Source organism: Xanthomonas sp. NCPPB 3583 (genome assembly GCF_041475715.2).
Taxonomy (GTDB): domain Bacteria; phylum Pseudomonadota; class Gammaproteobacteria; order Xanthomonadales; family Xanthomonadaceae; genus Xanthomonas; species Xanthomonas euvesicatoria.
In genome coordinates this window covers 4691610-4707990 of sequence record NZ_CM191263.1, presented here as the reverse complement: position 1 = coordinate 4707990, position 16381 = coordinate 4691610, and the positions used below count along the sequence as shown (strand labels likewise).

General features: G+C 65.6%; 15 protein-coding genes. 9 read left to right on the top strand and 6 right to left on the bottom strand.

Annotated features, from left to right (window positions below; translation table 11 throughout):
* Window positions 1-177: 177 nt before the first annotated feature.
* The 3 genes from ACCQ07_RS20225 to ACCQ07_RS20215 form a co-directional block, all read right to left on the bottom strand.
* Complete coding sequence (locus tag ACCQ07_RS20225) at window positions 178-1200, bottom strand: amidohydrolase family protein (RefSeq protein WP_008572519.1); 1023 nt, start codon at window positions 1198-1200, stop codon at window positions 178-180.
* A 228-nt stretch (window positions 1201-1428) separates the two neighbouring features.
* Entirely contained in the window at window positions 1429-2484 is a 1056-nt protein-coding gene (locus ACCQ07_RS20220; protein WP_372363610.1) for a 4-oxalomesaconate tautomerase, read from the bottom strand.
* Window positions 2477-3148 (bottom strand): 4-carboxy-4-hydroxy-2-oxoadipate aldolase/oxaloacetate decarboxylase, encoded by a 672-nt coding sequence (locus tag ACCQ07_RS20215; RefSeq protein WP_031424863.1) that lies wholly within the window; start codon window positions 3146-3148, stop codon window positions 2477-2479. Before ACCQ07_RS20215 ends, ACCQ07_RS20220 begins: the two co-directional genes overlap by 8 nt.
* A 101-nt stretch (window positions 3149-3249) precedes the next feature.
* Between ACCQ07_RS20215 and ACCQ07_RS20210 the strand changes: the two genes are divergently transcribed.
* Together ACCQ07_RS20210 and cls are read left to right on the top strand one after the other, a co-directional pair.
* Window positions 3250-4554 (top strand): LysR family transcriptional regulator, encoded by a 1305-nt coding sequence (locus ACCQ07_RS20210; RefSeq protein ID WP_372363609.1) that lies wholly within the window; start codon window positions 3250-3252, stop codon window positions 4552-4554.
* A 16-nt stretch (window positions 4555-4570) separates the two neighbouring features.
* Entirely contained in the window at window positions 4571-5989 is a 1419-nt protein-coding gene (gene cls / locus ACCQ07_RS20205; protein WP_008572527.1) for a cardiolipin synthase, read from the top strand.
* A gap of 10 nt (window positions 5990-5999) precedes the next feature.
* Here cls and ACCQ07_RS20200 read toward each other — a convergent pair whose 3' ends face one another.
* Entirely contained in the window at window positions 6000-6395 is a 396-nt protein-coding gene (locus ACCQ07_RS20200; protein WP_029820723.1) for a VOC family protein, read from the bottom strand.
* Between the two features lie 169 nt (window positions 6396-6564).
* Between ACCQ07_RS20200 and ACCQ07_RS20195 the strand changes: the two genes are divergently transcribed.
* Both ACCQ07_RS20195 and uvrD read left to right on the top strand, forming a co-directional pair.
* Window positions 6565-7968, top strand: a complete 1404-nt coding sequence (locus ACCQ07_RS20195) for an FAD/NAD(P)-binding protein (protein ID WP_372363608.1) — start codon at window positions 6565-6567, stop codon at window positions 7966-7968.
* A gap of 331 nt (window positions 7969-8299) precedes the next feature.
* Window positions 8300-10486, top strand: a complete 2187-nt coding sequence (uvrD, locus tag ACCQ07_RS20190) for a DNA helicase II (RefSeq protein WP_127167800.1) — start codon at window positions 8300-8302, stop codon at window positions 10484-10486.
* Window positions 10487-10668: 182 nt separating this feature from the next.
* On the opposite strand, the gene ACCQ07_RS20185 is transcribed toward uvrD, so the two are convergent.
* Window positions 10669-10893, bottom strand: a complete 225-nt coding sequence (locus ACCQ07_RS20185; RefSeq protein WP_218497530.1) for a hypothetical protein — start codon at window positions 10891-10893, stop codon at window positions 10669-10671.
* A 449-nt stretch (window positions 10894-11342) separates the two neighbouring features.
* Between ACCQ07_RS20185 and ACCQ07_RS20180 the strand changes: the two genes are divergently transcribed.
* A complete protein-coding gene (locus ACCQ07_RS20180; RefSeq protein ID WP_031424849.1) occupies window positions 11343-11924 on the top strand; it encodes a sugar O-acetyltransferase in 582 nt (193 codons plus the stop codon).
* 250 nt (window positions 11925-12174) lie between these two features.
* Entirely contained in the window at window positions 12175-12621 is a 447-nt protein-coding gene (locus ACCQ07_RS20175; RefSeq protein ID WP_008572535.1) for a universal stress protein, read from the top strand.
* Window positions 12622-12717: 96 nt separating this feature from the next.
* On the opposite strand, the gene tagK is transcribed toward ACCQ07_RS20175, so the two are convergent.
* The gene (tagK, locus tag ACCQ07_RS20170) at window positions 12718-13389 is read right to left on the bottom strand and encodes a transcriptional regulator TagK (protein WP_008572538.1); all 672 of its coding nucleotides are present in this window, start codon (window positions 13387-13389) and stop codon (window positions 12718-12720) included.
* 313 nt (window positions 13390-13702) lie between these two features.
* Between tagK and tssB the strand changes: the two genes are divergently transcribed.
* The 3 genes from tssB to ACCQ07_RS20155 all read left to right on the top strand — a co-directional run bounded on the left by tssB (window position 13703) and on the right by ACCQ07_RS20155 (window position 16296).
* Complete coding sequence (tssB, locus tag ACCQ07_RS20165) at window positions 13703-14212, top strand: type VI secretion system contractile sheath small subunit (RefSeq protein ID WP_008572540.1); 510 nt, start codon at window positions 13703-13705, stop codon at window positions 14210-14212.
* 4 nt (window positions 14213-14216) lie between these two features.
* Window positions 14217-15710, top strand: coding sequence for a type VI secretion system contractile sheath large subunit (tssC, locus tag ACCQ07_RS20160; protein ID WP_057680777.1), 1494 nt, complete (start codon window positions 14217-14219; stop codon window positions 15708-15710).
* An 82-nt stretch (window positions 15711-15792) separates the two neighbouring features.
* On the top strand, window positions 15793-16296 hold the full coding sequence (locus ACCQ07_RS20155; protein ID WP_008572542.1) for an Hcp family type VI secretion system effector: 504 nt from the start codon (window positions 15793-15795) through the stop codon (window positions 16294-16296).
* Window positions 16297-16381 lie beyond the last annotated feature (85 nt).

Here is a 16381-nt window from a genome sequence, read left to right as displayed (position 1 = left end):
AACAAAGGTGCGTGATAAAGCCCCTCTCCCCTCGGGAGAGGGGTTGGGGTGAGGGTACGGGGCGAAGCCTCGCAATTATTCTGACTGCACGAGGCTTCGCCCGTACCCTCATCCGCCCTACGGGCACCTTCTCCCCCATAAAGGAGGACAATGTCCCGACGGGAGAAGGGGACACGGCTACAGCCCACGCGCACGCAATTGTGCGTCCAGCCGTGGATACACCCGCCGCGCATTGCCCTCGAACACCTTGTGCTTGTCGGCATCGGAAATCGCCAGCGCATCGATGTAGCGTTTGGTGTCGTCGAAATAGTGGCCGGTCTGCGGATCGATGCCGCGCACTGCGCCGACCATTTCCGAGCCAAAAAGGATGTTGTCGATGTCGATCACCTTGAACAACAGGTCGATGCCGGGTTGGTGATACACGCAGGTGTCGAAGAACACATTGCCCATCACATGCGTGGACAGCGCAGGCTTGCCCAGCATGTCGGCCAGGCCGCGGAAACGGCCCCAGTGATACGGCACCGCACCGCCGCCGTGCGGAATGATGAAGCGCAGCTGCGGAAAATCGGTGAACAAATCGCCTTCGAGAAACTGCATGAAGGCCGTGGTGTCGGCATTGAGGTAATGCGCGCCGGTGGCATGGAAATTGGCATTGCAACTGCCGGAGACATGCACCATCGCCGGGACGTCGAGTTCGACCATTTTTTCGAAGAACGGATACCAGGCGCGGTCGGTCAGCGGCACACCGTTCCAGTGCCCGCCCGATGGGTCGGGATTGAGGTTGCAGCCGACGAAACCCAGCTCGTTGACGCAGCGTTCCAGTTCGGCGATCGCGTGCGCGATCGGCACGCCCGGTGATTGCGGCAGCTGGCATACGCCGATAAAGGTCTGCGGATACAGCTGTACCACGCGGGCAATCAGGTCGTTGCAGTGGCGCGTCCACGCCTGGCTCACGGCTTCGTCGCCGATGTGATGCGCCATGGTGCTGGCGCGTGGCGAAAAGATCGTCATGTCGGCACCACGCTCGCGCAGCAGGCGCAGTTGGTGCATCTCCACACTTTCGCGCAGCGCATCGTCGCTGATGTGCGGATACACCGGCACAGGCGCTTGCGCATCGTTGTAATGCGCGATCTGCGCCTTGCGGAACGCATCGTGCGCGGCAGGCGCGGTGGTGTAGTGGCCGTGGCAGTCGATGATCATGGCGATGGTGGGTGCGTTGCAGCGGAAGCGGTGCGCCAGCGATTGCCTGCGCGCAAGGTGGGGCGGCCGGGGGCACGGACGCTGCAGGTCCCGACGGATGTGGCGGTCCCGATGCGCAGATCGGCACGGATCACGACGCGCTGCGTGTCGATGGCCTGCTCAGGCGGTCCATACGCACACGTGCCGCTGCGATGGCGGCCGCGGCAGCTCGGCGATGCAACGGCACGTTCAGCCATACAGCTCACCATCGAACAATTTGCGCGCCGTGCGGACCACCGCGGCACCGACCACGCTGCCCTGCGCATCGAGCTCGATCAGGCAACTGCTCGCACCGCTGGGGTGTTCGACGTCCAGCCGCTGGCTGCGCCCGCCAGGCACCTGTGCCAGCGCGTGGGCGGGCGAGCCGGGCAGCAGGCAGGCGGTAGCGACGGTGACCGCACCCAGCACGCCAATGGAGGCATGGCAGCGGTGCGGGATGAACGAGCGCACGCTGATGGCACCACCGGCGCGCGGGGCGGCGACCAGCATCATTTTCGGCACCGTGGCAGTGCCTACATCGCCCAGATGCATCAACGGGCCTGCCTGCAGACGCAGCGTTTCCAGGCGCGCCCTGAGCGCAGCATCGGCGTCGAGCGTGGCGCGGTCTTCGTAACCGCTGATGCCGACATCGCTGGCGCGTAGCACCACGCAGGGCATGCCGTTGTCGATCAGCGTGACCTGCAGGCCGTCGAGGGTGTCCACCGCATGCCCACTCGGCAGCAGCGCGCCGCACGAAGAGCCGGCGATATCGGCGAATGCCAGCGCGATCGGCGCGGCCGTGCCGGGGACGCCGTCGATGCGGGCATCGCCGTCGTAACGCACCGTGCCACCGGGCGTCTGCACGGTGGCGGTGGCCAGGGTGCCGGTGTTGCGCATGAAGATGCGCACCTGGGTCTGGCCATTGCGCGTGGGCAGCAAGCCGCGTTCCAGCGCGAACGGGGCAACGCCGGCCAGCAGGTTGCCGCAGTTCTGTGCATCGCTGACCTGCGCGTGTTCCACCGCGACCTGCAGGAACAGATAGTCCACGTCGGCATCGGCACGCGCCGAGCGCGACACCACGGCGACCTTGGACGTCAGCGGGTCGGCGCCGCCCATGCCGTCGATCTGGCGCGCATCCGGCGAGCCGTAGGCGCGCAGTAAAAACGCGTCGCGCGCGGCGGTGTCGGCGGGCAGATCGTCGGCCAGAAAGAATCCACCCTTGGAGGTGCCACCGCGCATCCACATCGCGCGCACGCGCTCAGACATAACGCAGGCCTTTGGCGGCCAGACGTTCGCGCATTGCATAGATGTCCAGGCCCAGTTCGCCGTTTGCCAGGCGTTCGCGCTTGCGCAGCTCGCGTGCCTGGCGCGCCTGTGCCTCGGTCAGCACCTCGGCAGCGGTGGCACGCGGCACCACGCAGACCCCATCGTCGTCGGCCACCACCACATCGCCGGGCCGGATCAGTTGCCCGGCGCACACCAGCGGCACGTTGACCGAGCCGAGCGTCTCCTTGATGGTGCCCTGCGCGCAGATGGCGCGGCTCCAGGCGGGGAACTGCATGGCAGTGAGATCGCGCACATCGCGCACGCCGGCGTCGATGATCAGGCCGCGACATCCGCGCGCCTGCGCCGAGGTGGCCAGCAGGTCGCCGAAGTAGCCGTCGCAACAGTCGCTGGTGGGCGCGACCACCAGCACATCGCCTGCATGCAGTTGCTCGATGGCCACATGCATCATCCAGTTGTCGCCGGGCGGAATCGACACGGTGACCGCGGTGCCGGCGATGCGGCAGCCGGCGTAGATGGGACGTAGCCGATGGTGCAGCAGGCCGCTGCGGCCCTGCGCTTCGTGCGCGGTGGCCACGCCGGCCTGCGCCAGCCCGTCGACGATGGCCAACGGCGTCCGCTCGATCCGGGTAACGACCTGGCTCATCCATCCATCCTCGTTAAGAGTGCGCCGAGTCTGGCTGGCCGAAGCCAGCTGGCTCAAGATTCATTTGAGGTATGCATATTGGTTTTGCTTATAGTTAGAGCATGCAGCCGATCCCGGAACCGAATCTGCGTCACCTTTACGCGCTGGTCGTGGTGCACCAGGCCGGAAGCATCAGCGCGGCGGCGCCGCGGGTGAATCTGTCGCAGCCGGCGCTGACCCAGGCGGTGGCGCGATTGGAGCAGCAACTGGGCGTGCGCCTGTTCGACCGGCACCCAGGGGGCATGTCGGCCACCGAGGCTGCCGGGTTGCTGGTGCCGCGTATCGAGCGGGTGCTGGCGCATCTGGCTCGGGGGATCGGGGTCGCGCGGCGTGCGCTGCGCCTGCCGGCGCGCCCTGGCCTGGAGCGGCGGGTGTCGCTGGGCCAGCTGCAGGCCTTGGTGGCGGTGGATGTGGCAGGCAGTTACGCGTTGGCGGCGGTGCGCGCCGGCGTTTCGCAGCCGGCGATCTATCGCGCGGTGCAAGCGCTGGCCGATGTGATCGAAGTGCCGTTGACGGTACGCCGCGGCAAGACCATGCAGCCCACGCCGGTGGCGCTGCGGCTGCTGCGGCAGGTGCGTCTGGCGCTGGCCGAGTTGCATGCCGGGCTGGACGAGGTGGCCGCGTTGCGTTCCCAGCACGCCGGGCGCCTCACCCTGGGGGTGATGCCGCTGGCGCGCGCCATCCTGTTGCCGCAGGTGCTGGCGCGGTTTGCGCGTGCGCATCCGGGGGCCAGCGTCCAGGTGGTCGAGGGCCCGTACGAGCAATTGCTGGCGCGTCTGCGCGAGGGCGGCCTGGATCTGTTGATCGGTGCGCTGCGCGCCCCGTTGCCGGTGCGCGATGTGCTGCAGGAGCCGTTGTTCGACGACGAACCGGTGATCGTGGCGCGTAGCGGCCACCCCTTGGCCGGGCAGGGCTACGCGTTTGCGCAACTGCGCGATTACCCCTGGGTGATCGCTGCCGCCGGCACGCCGGTGCGTGCGCGCTGGGAGCAGCTGTTCGGCGACCACCAGCTGGAGCCGCCGCCGGTGCGCATCGAATGCGGCGCCGAATTGACCGTGCGTGGCCTGCTGCTGGAAGGCGACTGGTTGACCTTGATGTCGCGCGACCAGTTCCTGTTCGAGCGCCGCGCCGGCCTGCTCGAGGAGATCGGTAGCGCCGGGCCGTTGCTGCGCCGGCAGATCGGCATGACCACGCGCAGCGACTGGTATCCCACCCGGATGCAGTCGTCCTTCGTGCAGACGTTGCGGCAGGTCTGCGCCGAACGCGTGCAGCCGGCCGATGCGCAGGGCGGGCCGTTTCGTTATTGCCCCCCTGTCTGTGCGCCGCCGTTGCGTTTGCGCGCGGCCAAGTCAGAATCGGATTCCTGATGAAAACGGACCACTGATGCTGCCCGATTGGGTCACAGGTACCTGGCTGCTGGCGCTGGACTGGGCGATCCGCCTGGCCGCGCTGCTATGGATTCCCGCCCGCACCACGCCGGGTGCCGCGCGCAGCTGGCTGCTGTTGATCGGCTTTGTGCCAGTGGTTGGTCTGCCGCTGTACCTGTTGTTCGGCCACCCATGGTTGTCGCGGCTGCGGGTGGAGCGGCAAGCCACCGCTTCTCAGGTGATTCGCGAACAACAACTGCCCTTGCATGCGTTGCGCTGGATGCCGCAGGCAGACACCAGCAGTGCCGAGGTGGTGCCGCTGATCGAACGCGAGGGCGATTTCATGCCCACCCTGGGCAACGCGGTGGAATTGCTCGACGACTACGCGCAGTCGTTGCAGGCCCTGATCGCGGCGATCGACGCGGCCGACAAACGTGTGCACCTGCTGTACTACCTGATGTTCGACGATGCGGTGGGCGAGGCGGTGGTGGCGGCGCTGGAACGCGCCAGCGCGCGCGGCGTGCGTTGCCGCGTGCTGCTAGATGCGGTGGGCGCCAAGCGCGGCCTGCGCCGTTACCGCAAGCGTCTGCAGGACGGCGGCGTGCAGGTGCTGGCGGTATTGCCGGGCGGCCTGCGCTGGCGTCGCAGCGGCCGCATGGATCTGCGCAACCATCGCAAGATTGCGGTGCTCGACAACCGGGTGGCATTTGTCGGTTCGCAGAACCTGGCCGAAGCCGGCTTCATCCATGGCGTGCCCAATCGCGAATTGGTGGCACGCGTGCGCGGGCCGGTGGTCAATCATCTGGAAGCGGTCTTCGCCAGCGACTGGTTCACCGAAACCGGAGAGCGGCTGGACGTGTGGCCCGATGCACCGGTGTGCGAGGCCAATATCGCGACGCAGTTGCTGCCCAGCGGGCCGGCGTACCCGTTCGAAAATGCGCGCGATGCGATCAATGCGGTAATCCATCTAGCGCGGCGCAAGGTGGTGCTGGTCACGCCGTACTTCGTGCCCGACGAAGCCTTGCTGAGCGCATTGCGCATCGCCGCCGTCTCGGGCGTGGACGTGCAACTGATCCTGTCCGAGCACAACAACCAACGCCTGGCCGCGTGGGCGCAGGAAGCCTATTTCGAAGAACTGCTGCGTTGCGGGGTGAAGATTTCGCTGTATCGCCCGCACTTTCTGCACGCCAAGCACCTGAGCATGGATGAAGACATCGCGCTGGTGGGCTCGATCAATCTGGACATCCGCTCGTTCGCGCTCAACGCCGAGATCGGCATGCTCTGCTACGACACCGGGGTGGTGCAGCGGTTGCGTGAGATCGAGCAGGATTATCTGGCCAACGCGCGGCAATTGACGTTGGAACAGTGGCGTCGCCGCCCGGCCTGGCGCCGCAGTCGCGAGGGCATTGCGCGGCTGGCCGACGCGTTGATGTAGGGCGCCTGGGTCAATCCAGGCGCATGACCTGAAAGACGTTGCCCTCCGGGTCGCGGCCGTCGTACATCTGGTACGCAAAGCCGGGGTAACGTTTGAGCTCGCCCACATGCACGCCTGCGTGCTGCAGTTGCGTACGATGCGCGACCAGATCGCTGGTCATCGCAAACACCAGTTTGGTGGTCGCGTGTGTCGCATCCGCGACAGGAGCCAGCGCATGCGTCGATGGCCGCTGCCGGTAGGCTTGGCCCACCCGGTGCAGCGCCAGCTCGATGCCGCCAGCTGCGAGCACCACCCACTCGTCGGCAATTTCCTCGGTGACCGGGAGCGCGAAGTGGGTCTGGTAGAACGCCTTGATTGCCGCCACATCGTGGACGTAGAGGATGAGCCTGACCAGGGTGATGGACATGTTGCAGATTCCCCAAGGGCGCGTGCCGATGCTGATCAACCAATCGTAAGCGCCTGGCATGCAGTGCGTGTGGGAGGCGTTGACACACACCGCGCTGGTGATGCCGTGAAGACAATCACTGCCGGCGACGGCCTGCTGGTATTGCGCATGCATCGCCTACAATGTCGACATGAATACACTGCGTGATCCCGGCGATGCCGTCATCGCCATCGTCGGTGGTGGCGCGTCCGGTGTGCTGGTGGCGCTGCAGCTGCTGCGCCAGGCCGCAGCGCCGTTGCAGATCGTCATGATCGAGCCGCATGCGGCGCTTGGCGAAGGCGTGGCGTATTCCACCGCGCGCGGCGAACACCTGCTCAATGTGCCGGCTGCGCGCATGAGTGCGCTGCCGGAACTGCCCCACGACTTTGTCGATTACCTGCGCGCGAACGCCTGTTGCCCCGAACTGGACGATGCGCAGTTGCCGCAGCAGTTCGTGGGGCGTCGGCACTACGCGCCGTATCTGCGCGACCGCCTGCAGGCGGCGCGTGCGCACAGCCCGGCGACGCTGCGCGTCCACCCCGCACGCGTGCAGGCGCTGCAGCCCAATGCCGGTGGCGCACTGTTGCAGCTGGACGATGGACAGGTGCTGCAGGCGAGCGTGGTGGTCTTGGCAGTGGGCAATGCGCTGCGACCGCTGCCGCTGCGGGGTGCCACCGGGCTGTCGCACGCGCAGCGTGTCGAAGCCTGGGAGACCGAGGCGGTGGCAGCGCTGCCACCGGACGCGGCCGTGTGCATCGTCGGTTCGGGCTTGAGCATGGCCGATACCGTGATGACGCTGGCAGCGCAGGCGCATCGGGCAAGCGTGCACGTGGTGTCGCGGCATGGCTTGCTGCCGTTACCGCAGGCGCACGGCGGCGTGGCGCTGTTCGATCCACAGCCGCTGCTGACCATGCCGCTGCGCGCACGCATGCGCACACTGCGCCAGCACGCGCGTGCCGCCGCCGCGCATGGCCTGCCATGGCAGAGCGTGATGGAACGCATCCGGCCGTTGAGCCAGGCGTTATGGCAGACGCTGTCGGTTGCCGATCAGCGCCGTTTTCTGCGGCATGTGGTGCGCTACTGGGACGTGCATCGGCATCGCATCGCCGCACCGGTGCATGCGCAGCTGCAGGCCATGCAGGCAAGCGGGCAGCTGCAGGTGCATCGCGCACGGCTGGACGTGGCCTTCGAGGTGGGTGCTTGCGTGCGCGTGAGCGCCGGGGCCGCCAGCGCCGCCAACGCCGGACATGCCTTGCAGCTGGATGTGCAGACGCTGGTCAATGCCACTGGGGTGGAAATGCGCGTGCAGGCGATGCGCAACCGGCTGCTGCAGCAACTGCTGGGGCAGGGCATTGCCGTGGCCGGGCCGCATGGGATCGGCGTGGACACCACTGCCGATGGCAGCCTGATCGATGCCGATGGACGTACGCAGCCGCAGCTGCGGGTGATCGGCAGCCTGCGCATCGGCACGCTGTGGGAAAGCCTGGCGGTGCCGGAGTTGCGCGAGCAGGCTGCGGCGATTGCGCGGGATGTGTTGGGAGTGCTGGGGCGGTGATGGGCGTTGTTCCCTTCTCCCGCTGGGAGAAGGTGGCGCGAAGCGCCGGATGAGGGTGCGAGCGAAGCCTCGTGTTACCCATCACTCGCAGTGGCTTCGCCCCGTACCCTCACCCCAATCCCCGCTCCGCGCTCCGCGCCCAGCCCGCGCCAGCGGCGCGGCCGCTCAAAGGCACGCGCGCCTTCGGCACGTAAGCCGTGCCTTCTCTTCCCGAGGGGAGAGGGGCGAGTGCAGTCCCTGCTCGATGCTGACATGTCCAGGAAGGCCCTCTTCCCAAACCGCTTCATCGCAATCTCAGCCGCAGCGACGCCACAACCGGTAAAATGCGCCGGTGGATGTCTCTCATTTGCTCGATCATTTAAACCCCGCCCAGCGCGAGGCCGTTTCTGCGCCGCCGGGGCATTACCTCGTGCTGGCCGGCGCCGGCTCCGGCAAGACGCGCGTGCTGATCCATCGCATCGCCTGGCTCAACGAAGTCCAGGGCGTGCCCAACCACGGCATCTTCGCGGTGACCTTCACCAACAAGGCGGCCGGCGAAATGCGTCACCGCACCGACCTGCAGCTGCGCAATGGCAGCCGCGGGATGTGGATCGGTACATTTCACGGGCTGGCCCATCGCCTGTTGCGTCTGCACTGGCAGGACGCGCGGTTGCCGGAAGGCTTCCAGGTCATGGACAGCGACGACCAGTTGCGGTTGGTCAAGCGCGTGGTGCAGGCGCTGGAGCTGGACGAGAGCAAGTATCCGCCCAAGCAGATGAGCTGGTGGATCAACGAGCAGAAGGATGAGGGCCGCCGTCCGCAGCATATCCAGCCCGAGCCCAACGACGATTGGACCGAAGTGCGCCGGCAGGTGTATGCGGCTTATCAGGAACGCTGCGACCGCTCCGGGCTGCTGGATTTCGCCGAGTTGCTGCTGCGCGCGCACGAACTGCTGCGCGACACCCCGGCCTTGCTGGCGCATTACCGTGCGCGCTTCCGCGAGATTCTGGTCGACGAGTTCCAGGACACCAACGCCATCCAGTACGCCTTCGTGCGCGTGCTGGCCGGCGAATCGGGCAATGTATTCGTGGTGGGTGACGACGACCAGGCCATCTACGGCTGGCGCGGTGCCAAGGTCGAGAATGTCCAGCGTTTTCTCAAAGATTTCCCCGGCGCGCAGACCGTGCGGCTGGAGCAGAACTACCGCTCCAGCGCCAATATCCTGGGCGCGGCCAATGCGGTGATCGCGCACAACCCGGACCGCATCGGCAAGCAGCTGTGGACCGATTCCGGCGATGGCGATCCGATCGATCTGTATGCGGCCTACAACGAAGTGGACGAGGCGCGTTACGTGGTCGAGCGTGCACGGCAGTGGGTGCGCGACGGCGGCAGTTATGGCGAAGTGGCGGTGCTCTACCGCAGCAATGCGCAATCGCGCGCGCTGGAAGAAGCGCTGATTTCCGAGCAGTTGCCGTACCGCGTGTATGGCGGCATGCGCTTCTTCGAACGTGCCGAAATCAAGGACGCGTTGGCTTATTTGCGCCTGCTCACCAACCGCAGCGACGACGCGGCGTTCGAACGCGCGGTCAACACGCCCACGCGTGGCATTGGCGACCGGACGCTGGATGAGGTGCGCCGGCTGGCGCGTGCCAGTGCGCTGTCGTTGTGGGAAGCGGCCATGTTGTGCACGCAGCAGAACACGCTGGCCGCACGCGCACGCAATGCCCTGGCCACCTTCCTCAGCCTGATCGGCCAGCTGCATGCCGAAACCGGGCAGATGGAACTGGCCGAACGCATCGACCATGTGCTGATGCGCTCGGGTCTGCGCGAGCATTGGGCCAAGGAAAGCCGTGGCGGGCTGGATTCGGAATCGCGTACCGAGAACCTGGACGAACTGGTGTCGGTCGCCTCGCGCTTCACCCGCCCCGACGACGAAGACAGCCAGGGCATGACCGAGCTGGTCGCCTTCCTGGCCTATGCCTCGCTGGAGGCCGGCGAAGGCCAGGCCCAGGCTGGCGAGGAAGGCGTGCAGCTGATGACGCTGCATTCGGCCAAGGGCCTGGAATTCCCCATCGTGTTCCTGGTCGGTCTGGAAGACGGCCTGTTCCCCAGCGCACGCTCGTTGGAAGAGAGCGGCCGGCTGGAAGAGGAGCGTCGCCTGGCGTACGTGGGCATCACCCGCGCGCGGCAGAAGCTGGTGCTGTGCTACGCCGAATCGCGCCGCATCCACGGCCAGGACAACTACAACGTGCCCTCGCGCTTCCTGCGCGAGATTCCGCGCGACCTGCTCAACGAAGTACGCCCCAAGGTGCAGGTTTCGCGCACCGCATCGCTGGGCGCGGCCCGCGGCGGCCCGGTACATGGCATCGTGGAGACCGCGCCGATCAAGCTCGGCGCCAACGTCGAACACCCCAAGTTCGGCGGCGGCGTGGTGGTCGATTACGAAGGCGCTGGCGCGCATGCGCGCGTGCAGGTGCAGTTCGACGAGGTCGGCGCCAAGTGGCTGGTGATGGCCTACGCCAATCTGACTGTGGTGTAGGCGGCTCGGCACTCGTCAGCGATTGCGCGTTGTTCAGCAGGCGAGGGCGTCGTGCCGTTGCATTGTGCGTGCAGCAAGCAGAGCCGACCGCTGCTGCACTTCATACGTCGAGCGAGATCGCATGACCATCCGTGACAGATGATCGATGGATGAAGTGTCGCCTCCGCTGCGCTGTTGCGCGCCTACATTTCCCAGCTGAAGCTTGAGTTGATCTGCTTGCCGTTCACGGCCAGTGTCGACTTGTTGGCGAGCACGACCAGGGTAAAGGGCGGCACGCGCGTGTCGTCGCCTGTGTAAATCAGGCGCAGGATTCTGCGTTTGGTATCGAACGTCCTGACCTGGAAATTGCCTCGCAACAACACGGCCTTGCTGTCGCCGGGGGCGTAGAAACGAAGACTGGCGATCACTGGTCGGGTGACGTGACCGATTTCGAAATCTATCCAGTATCCGCCGCCTTCGAATGAAAGTGAGGAAGTTGCGTGCGCAGAGGTGCTGAGGTAGGCCGACAGCAACAACGCAATGCAAGCGGCTACAAATCGTGTCATGACGTCATCCTTGAACGTGGTCGCACCGGAAGGGCACGGCCTGGAGTATCGATGCCGGCGCCGCGGCATTGCAACGGATGCGACAAGCGGTGAAATGGCGACACAGTCACCTCGCGGGTGAGGCCGGTGCTCGAACTCCCATTGGCGGTTTCCGGTGGTGAGCGCGTCAATCGCTTTAGCGAATAGGCAGATCGTGAGGTTCTGTAAGCCACTTTGAGCCGGCAATCGGGGCTATTGGTGCATCGCTCGATGCGTAGCGCGCTGCATCCATGCCACCCTGTCAGCAGTTCATTGCACAGGTACCCGGCGGCATGCAAACCGAAAAACAGAAGATGCTGGCAGGCGAGCTCTACAAAGCCACCGATGCGCAACTGCAGGCCGATCAAGCGGCGGCTGCGGCGTGGATGGAGCGCTACAACGCCACTGGCGCGCAGCCATCCACACAGCGGCATGCATTGCTGGTCGAGCGGCTCGCCGAGGTGGGTGCCGGTGCGGTGATCCGGCCGCCATTTCATTGCGATTACGGCTACAACATCCATCTGGGCGCGGGCGTGTTCCTCAATTTCAATTGCGTGATTCTGGATATCTGTCAGGTGCATATCGGCGAAGGCACGCAGGTGGGGCCCGCCGTGCAGTTCTACGCTGCCGATCATCCGCGCGATGCGGCCGGACGCGCCAGCGGGCTGGAGTTCGGACGGCCGATTCGCGTCGGGCGCAATGTGTGGATCGGTGGCGGGGCGATCATCCTGCCGGGCGTCAGCATCGGCGACGACGCAGTGATCGGTGCCGGTGCGGTGGTCACGCGCGATGTGCCGGCCGGCGCGACCGCCGTGGGCAATCCGGCGCGCGTGCGCGTACCCCGGGGTGCTGCCGATGAAGCGCCCACCGACTGAAGGCAACCAAGAAGCGCCGCGACCGAAGCTGTCAGGCGGACGTGGCCGCTGCGCAATGCAGCTCATACGCAAACAGGGCAGTTTTGAGCGCGTTACTGGCGCCGAGGTGATGGTGGCTCGTCAGCCAGATGAGCGGCTTGAAGCGCTACAGTCCGTGACGTGCAAGATTGATTTGTATCAAGGTCTGCGTTGTTGAGTGCTGTCAATCTCAAATCGCCGGCGCCGCTGCCGGTCCATCCGGGAGGTCATCATGTACAAACGAATCCTGATCGCCATTGATGCGTCCGAGCTGTCGCATCGCGGCCTGTTTCAAGGCCTGGAGCTGGCCAAGGCGACCGGTGCGAAAGTGGATATCGTCACCGTGTCCGAGCCGTGGGCGATGGGCATGTACGACGCAATGGGCTGGAGCGTGGGCTACGAGGCCAGCCCCGAATACCGCAAAGAGCGCGAAGCGGCCGCCGAAAAGATCCTGCGCCCGGCGCTGGAGCTGGCCGCCGCTGCCAACATCAAGGCCACGCCGCGGCATGTGCTGGATCGTTTCGCGGCCGAGGGCATCGTGCAGACCGCCAAGGACTGCAACAGCGATCTGATCATCATGACCTCGCACGGCCGCCGCGGGATGCAGCGCATGCTGCTCGGCAGCCAGACGGTGGAAGTGCTGACCCACAGTGCGATTCCGGTACTGGTCATTCGCTGATGCCGATGCCAGTGCCTTGCCTCACCTGGGCGCGTACCTGGGCGCGATGTGGCGCCCAGGTCATGCACCTCGTGCCCAGGCGCGCTCCTACGCAACTCAAGGTACTTCGCTCTCCATCGGCTCCAGTTGTGCCGCAAAGCGCCGGACCGGTCGGGCGAGCCGGCGCAGTGCTTCGGTATGCACCAGCGGAGAGCCGTGCGTGGGTGTGGCCGCGCCGCTACGCATGGATGCGTACTCGGGTTGTACGTGCTGGCTCAGTTCGCGCATGAAGCGCCACATCGGCACGTAGTGACCACGCCGTGGCGCAGGAAGATGCGGCGCAGCGCGGCACTGGCGACGCCACTGCATGGGCGGCATGCCGAAGCGCTGCTGAAACGCGCGCTGAAACTGACGCTCGGACGCAAAGCCCATTTCGTAGAGCAACCAGGTCAGGCTGCAGTCCGGATAGGCCTGCAGGTAGCGGTGCGCGGTGCTTAGCCGCTGCTCGCGGATATAGCTGGCCACGCCGCCGCGCGACTGGAACAGGCGGTACAGCGATGCGCGCGATAACGCGAACGCGTGCTGCAACGACTCGGTGCCCAACTCCGCCTCGCCGATGTGCTGCTCGATATACGCCAGCAGGTCGATCATCAGCGGCGTGTGTGCCTCCCCGGCCGTGGATACGTGCGGAACGATGGCGCTGTAGTAACCGGTGCTGCTCATGCGGATGCTGCCTGCGGCCCACTCCCCGGGGCCTGTCCCCTGGTCAACCGAGAAAAGCAGCGCCAACCCATCACGCCTCTTTCACAAAGTCGGCGCTGGATCACGCATCGGTGCCTGCCTGCGCACGATCGCGGCGATTGAGACGATTTGTCGGGTGAGCCCACGGGCGCATTTCTATCCTCGCCGCAGCGCTGAGGAAGCGTCATCGCACGGCCCGCCGCTTCGGTCCGCGTGGTGCGCGGCGGTTGCGGGCTAGCCCGCGGCAGCGGCGTCGCACGCAGGCTGCAGGCATTCCGCCGGGCCGGCGACATCCAAGCCACATGGCAGCGCACGTGCACCGCACGCTGGCGCAACGGGCAAGCTCAATCGGAGATCAGGCATGGCCAGCAGTCAGAAGTTCATTGCCCGCAATCGGGCGCCACGGGTGCAGATCGAATACGACGTGGAGGTCTACGGCGCGCAGAAGAAGGTGCAGATTCCGTTCGTGATGGGGGTGATGTCCGATCTGTCCGGCGCCAATGCCGGTGAGCTGCCCTCGCTGGATGAGCGCAAGGCACTGGAGATCGACGTCGACAACTTCGACAGCCGCCTGCAGTCGATGCGGCCGCGCGCGCAGTTCAAGGTGCCCAACACGCTCACCGGCGAAGGCGAGCTGGCGGTGGATATCACCTTCGAAAGCATGGACGACTTTTCGCCGGCCGCCATCGCGCGCAAGGTTGCGCCGCTGGCGAAGTTGCTGGAAGCGCGCACGCAGCTGGCAAACCTGGACACCTACATGGACGGCAAGGCCGGTGCAGAGCAGCTGATTGCCAACGCCATCCGCGACCCGGCGTTGCTGCAGTCGCTGGTGTCGGCCGCCAAGCCTGCCTCCGAACCGGAAGGAGCCTGACGCCATGTCCGCGACCGAAGCCGCACTGGCCACCAGTAGCACCGAAACAACCGAACAGGGCGACTTTGCCGCGCTGCTCAATCGCGAGTTCCGCCCCAAGAGCGAACGCGCCAAGGAAGAAGTGGAATCGGCCGTGCGCACGCTGGCCGAGCAGGTGCTCAACCGCAGCGATGTGGTCAGCGAAGACGTGTCGCAGACCATCAAGGCCTATATCGCCGAGATCGATCGCGCCCTCACCGAGCAGCTCAACCAGATCCTGCATCACGCCGATCTGCAGCAGCTCGAAGGCGCTTGGCGCGGCCTGCATTATCTGGTCAACAACACCGAGACCGACCAGCAGCTCAAGATCCGCGTGCTGAACATCAGCAAGAAGGAACTGGGCAAGGTGCTCAAGCGCTACAAGGGCACCGCCTGGGACCAGAGCCCGATCTTCAAGAAGGTCTACGAGCAGGAATACGGCCAGCTCGGTGGCGAACCGTATGGCTGCCTGGTCGGCGATTACTACTTCGACCAGAGCCCGCCGGATGTGGAACTGCTCAACGGCATCGCGCAGGTGGCCGCTGCCGCGCATGCACCGTTCATTGCCGCGGCCGCGCCCAAGTTGATGGGCATGGACAACTGGAGCGAGCTCTCCAACCCGCGCGACCTGGCGAAGATTTTTTCCACGCCCGATTACGCCGCATGGCGCTCGCTGCGCGAATCGGAGGATTCCAAGTACATCGGTCTGGCGATGCCGCGCACGCTGTCGCGTCTGCCTTACGGTGCGGCCACCAGCCCGGTGGATGAATTCGATTTCGAAGAAGACACTGCCGGCGCTGACTCGTCCAAGTACACCTGGCAGAACGCTGCCTATGCGATGGCAGTGAACATCAATCGCTCGTTCAAGCAGTACGGCTGGTGCTCGCGCATTCGCGGTATCGAATCCGGCGGCGCAGTGGAAGGCTTGCCCACCCACACCTTTCCCACCGACGACGGTGGCGTGGACATGAAGTGCCCGACCGAAGTGGCGATCACCGACCGCCGCTCTGCCGAATTGGACAAGATGGGTCTGATGCCGCTGGTGCATCGCAAGAACTCGGACATGGCCGCCTTCATCAGCGCGCAGTCGCTCAACAAGCCCGACGAATACGACGACCCGGATGCCACCGCCAACGCAGCGTTGGGCGCGCGCCTGCCCTACATGTTCGCGTGCTGCCGCTTTGCGCATTACCTCAAGTGCATCGTGCGCGACAAGATCGGTTCGTTCTCCGATCGCGAACAGATGCAGAGCTGGCTGACGCGTTGGGTCACCCAGTACATCGACGGCGACCCGTCCAACTCAAGCGAAGAAACCAAGGCGCGCAAGCCGCTGGCTGCCGCCGAGGTGGTGGTGGAAGAAGTGGAAGGCGCGCCGGGCTATTACAGCTCCAAGTTCTTCCTCAAGCCGCATTACCAGCTGGAGGGCCTGACCGTGTCGTTGCGGTTGGTCTCGCGCCTTCCCTCGGCCGCCAAGGCCTGATCCGACGCATTCGCGTCACGGGCACGACGCGAATGCGCGTCGCGCCACCTCGTGTTGTCACTCTCATTGAAGGAGCAGTTCCATGGCGTTCGACATGCACATCAAGTTCGGCAGCGGCAAGGTCAAGATCGAAGGCGCGTCCAACCACAAGAAGCACAAGGGCGAAATTCCGATCCTGGCCTGGTCTTGGGGCGCGAGCAATTCCGGCGACCTGCACACCGGTGGCGGCTCGGCCAGTGGTGGCAAGGCGCATATCCAGGACATCTCCATCACCAAGTACGTGGATGGTTGCTCCAACGCATTGCTCGATGCGGTATGCACCGGGGCGCGTGTGGAAAACGCCTGGCTGTATGTCACCAACGCCACTGGCGAGCAGAGCGACTTTCTCACCCTGGAATTGAGCGAAGGCGTGCTGATTACCTCGTTGTCGACCGGCGGTTCCGGCGGCGAAGACCGCCTGACCGAAAACGTGACGCTGCACTTCGGCAAGTTCAAGTACGGCTTCCAGCCGCAGGACGACAAGGGTGCCGCCCAGGGTGGCGCGAAGGAATTCACCTACGACATCCAGGGTGTGGCCAAGGCCTAGCACGAACGCAGGCAACCACGACGCCTTCGCCACGCAGGAGAGTTTGGCGAGGCAGTGCGGCATGCAGCACGCGTGTAGACGCGCG

Excerpts from the sequence above, each read along its gene's own strand:
- ACCQ07_RS20225 (WP_008572519.1), bottom strand. The coding sequence starts at position 1,200 with ATGATCATCGACTGCCACGGCCACTACACCACCGCGCCTGCCGCGCAC.
- ACCQ07_RS20220 (WP_372363610.1), bottom strand. The coding sequence starts at position 2,484 with ATGTCTGAGCGCGTGCGCGCGATGTGGATGCGCGGTGGCACCTCCAAG.
- ACCQ07_RS20215 (WP_031424863.1), bottom strand. The coding sequence starts at position 3,148 with ATGAGCCAGGTCGTTACCCGGATCGAGCGGACGCCGTTGGCCATCGTC.
- ACCQ07_RS20210 (WP_372363609.1), top strand. The coding sequence starts at position 3,250 with ATGCAGCCGATCCCGGAACCGAATCTGCGTCACCTTTACGCGCTGGTC.
- cls (WP_008572527.1), top strand. The coding sequence starts at position 4,571 with ATGCTGCCCGATTGGGTCACAGGTACCTGGCTGCTGGCGCTGGACTGG.
- ACCQ07_RS20200 (WP_029820723.1), bottom strand. The coding sequence starts at position 6,395 with ATGTCCATCACCCTGGTCAGGCTCATCCTCTACGTCCACGATGTGGCG.
- ACCQ07_RS20195 (WP_372363608.1), top strand. The coding sequence starts at position 6,565 with ATGAATACACTGCGTGATCCCGGCGATGCCGTCATCGCCATCGTCGGT.
- ACCQ07_RS20180 (WP_031424849.1), top strand. The coding sequence starts at position 11,343 with ATGCAAACCGAAAAACAGAAGATGCTGGCAGGCGAGCTCTACAAAGCC.
- ACCQ07_RS20175 (WP_008572535.1), top strand. The coding sequence starts at position 12,175 with ATGTACAAACGAATCCTGATCGCCATTGATGCGTCCGAGCTGTCGCAT.
- tssB (WP_008572540.1), top strand. The coding sequence starts at position 13,703 with ATGGCCAGCAGTCAGAAGTTCATTGCCCGCAATCGGGCGCCACGGGTG.
- tssC (WP_057680777.1), top strand. The coding sequence starts at position 14,217 with ATGTCCGCGACCGAAGCCGCACTGGCCACCAGTAGCACCGAAACAACC.
- ACCQ07_RS20155 (WP_008572542.1), top strand. The coding sequence starts at position 15,793 with ATGGCGTTCGACATGCACATCAAGTTCGGCAGCGGCAAGGTCAAGATC.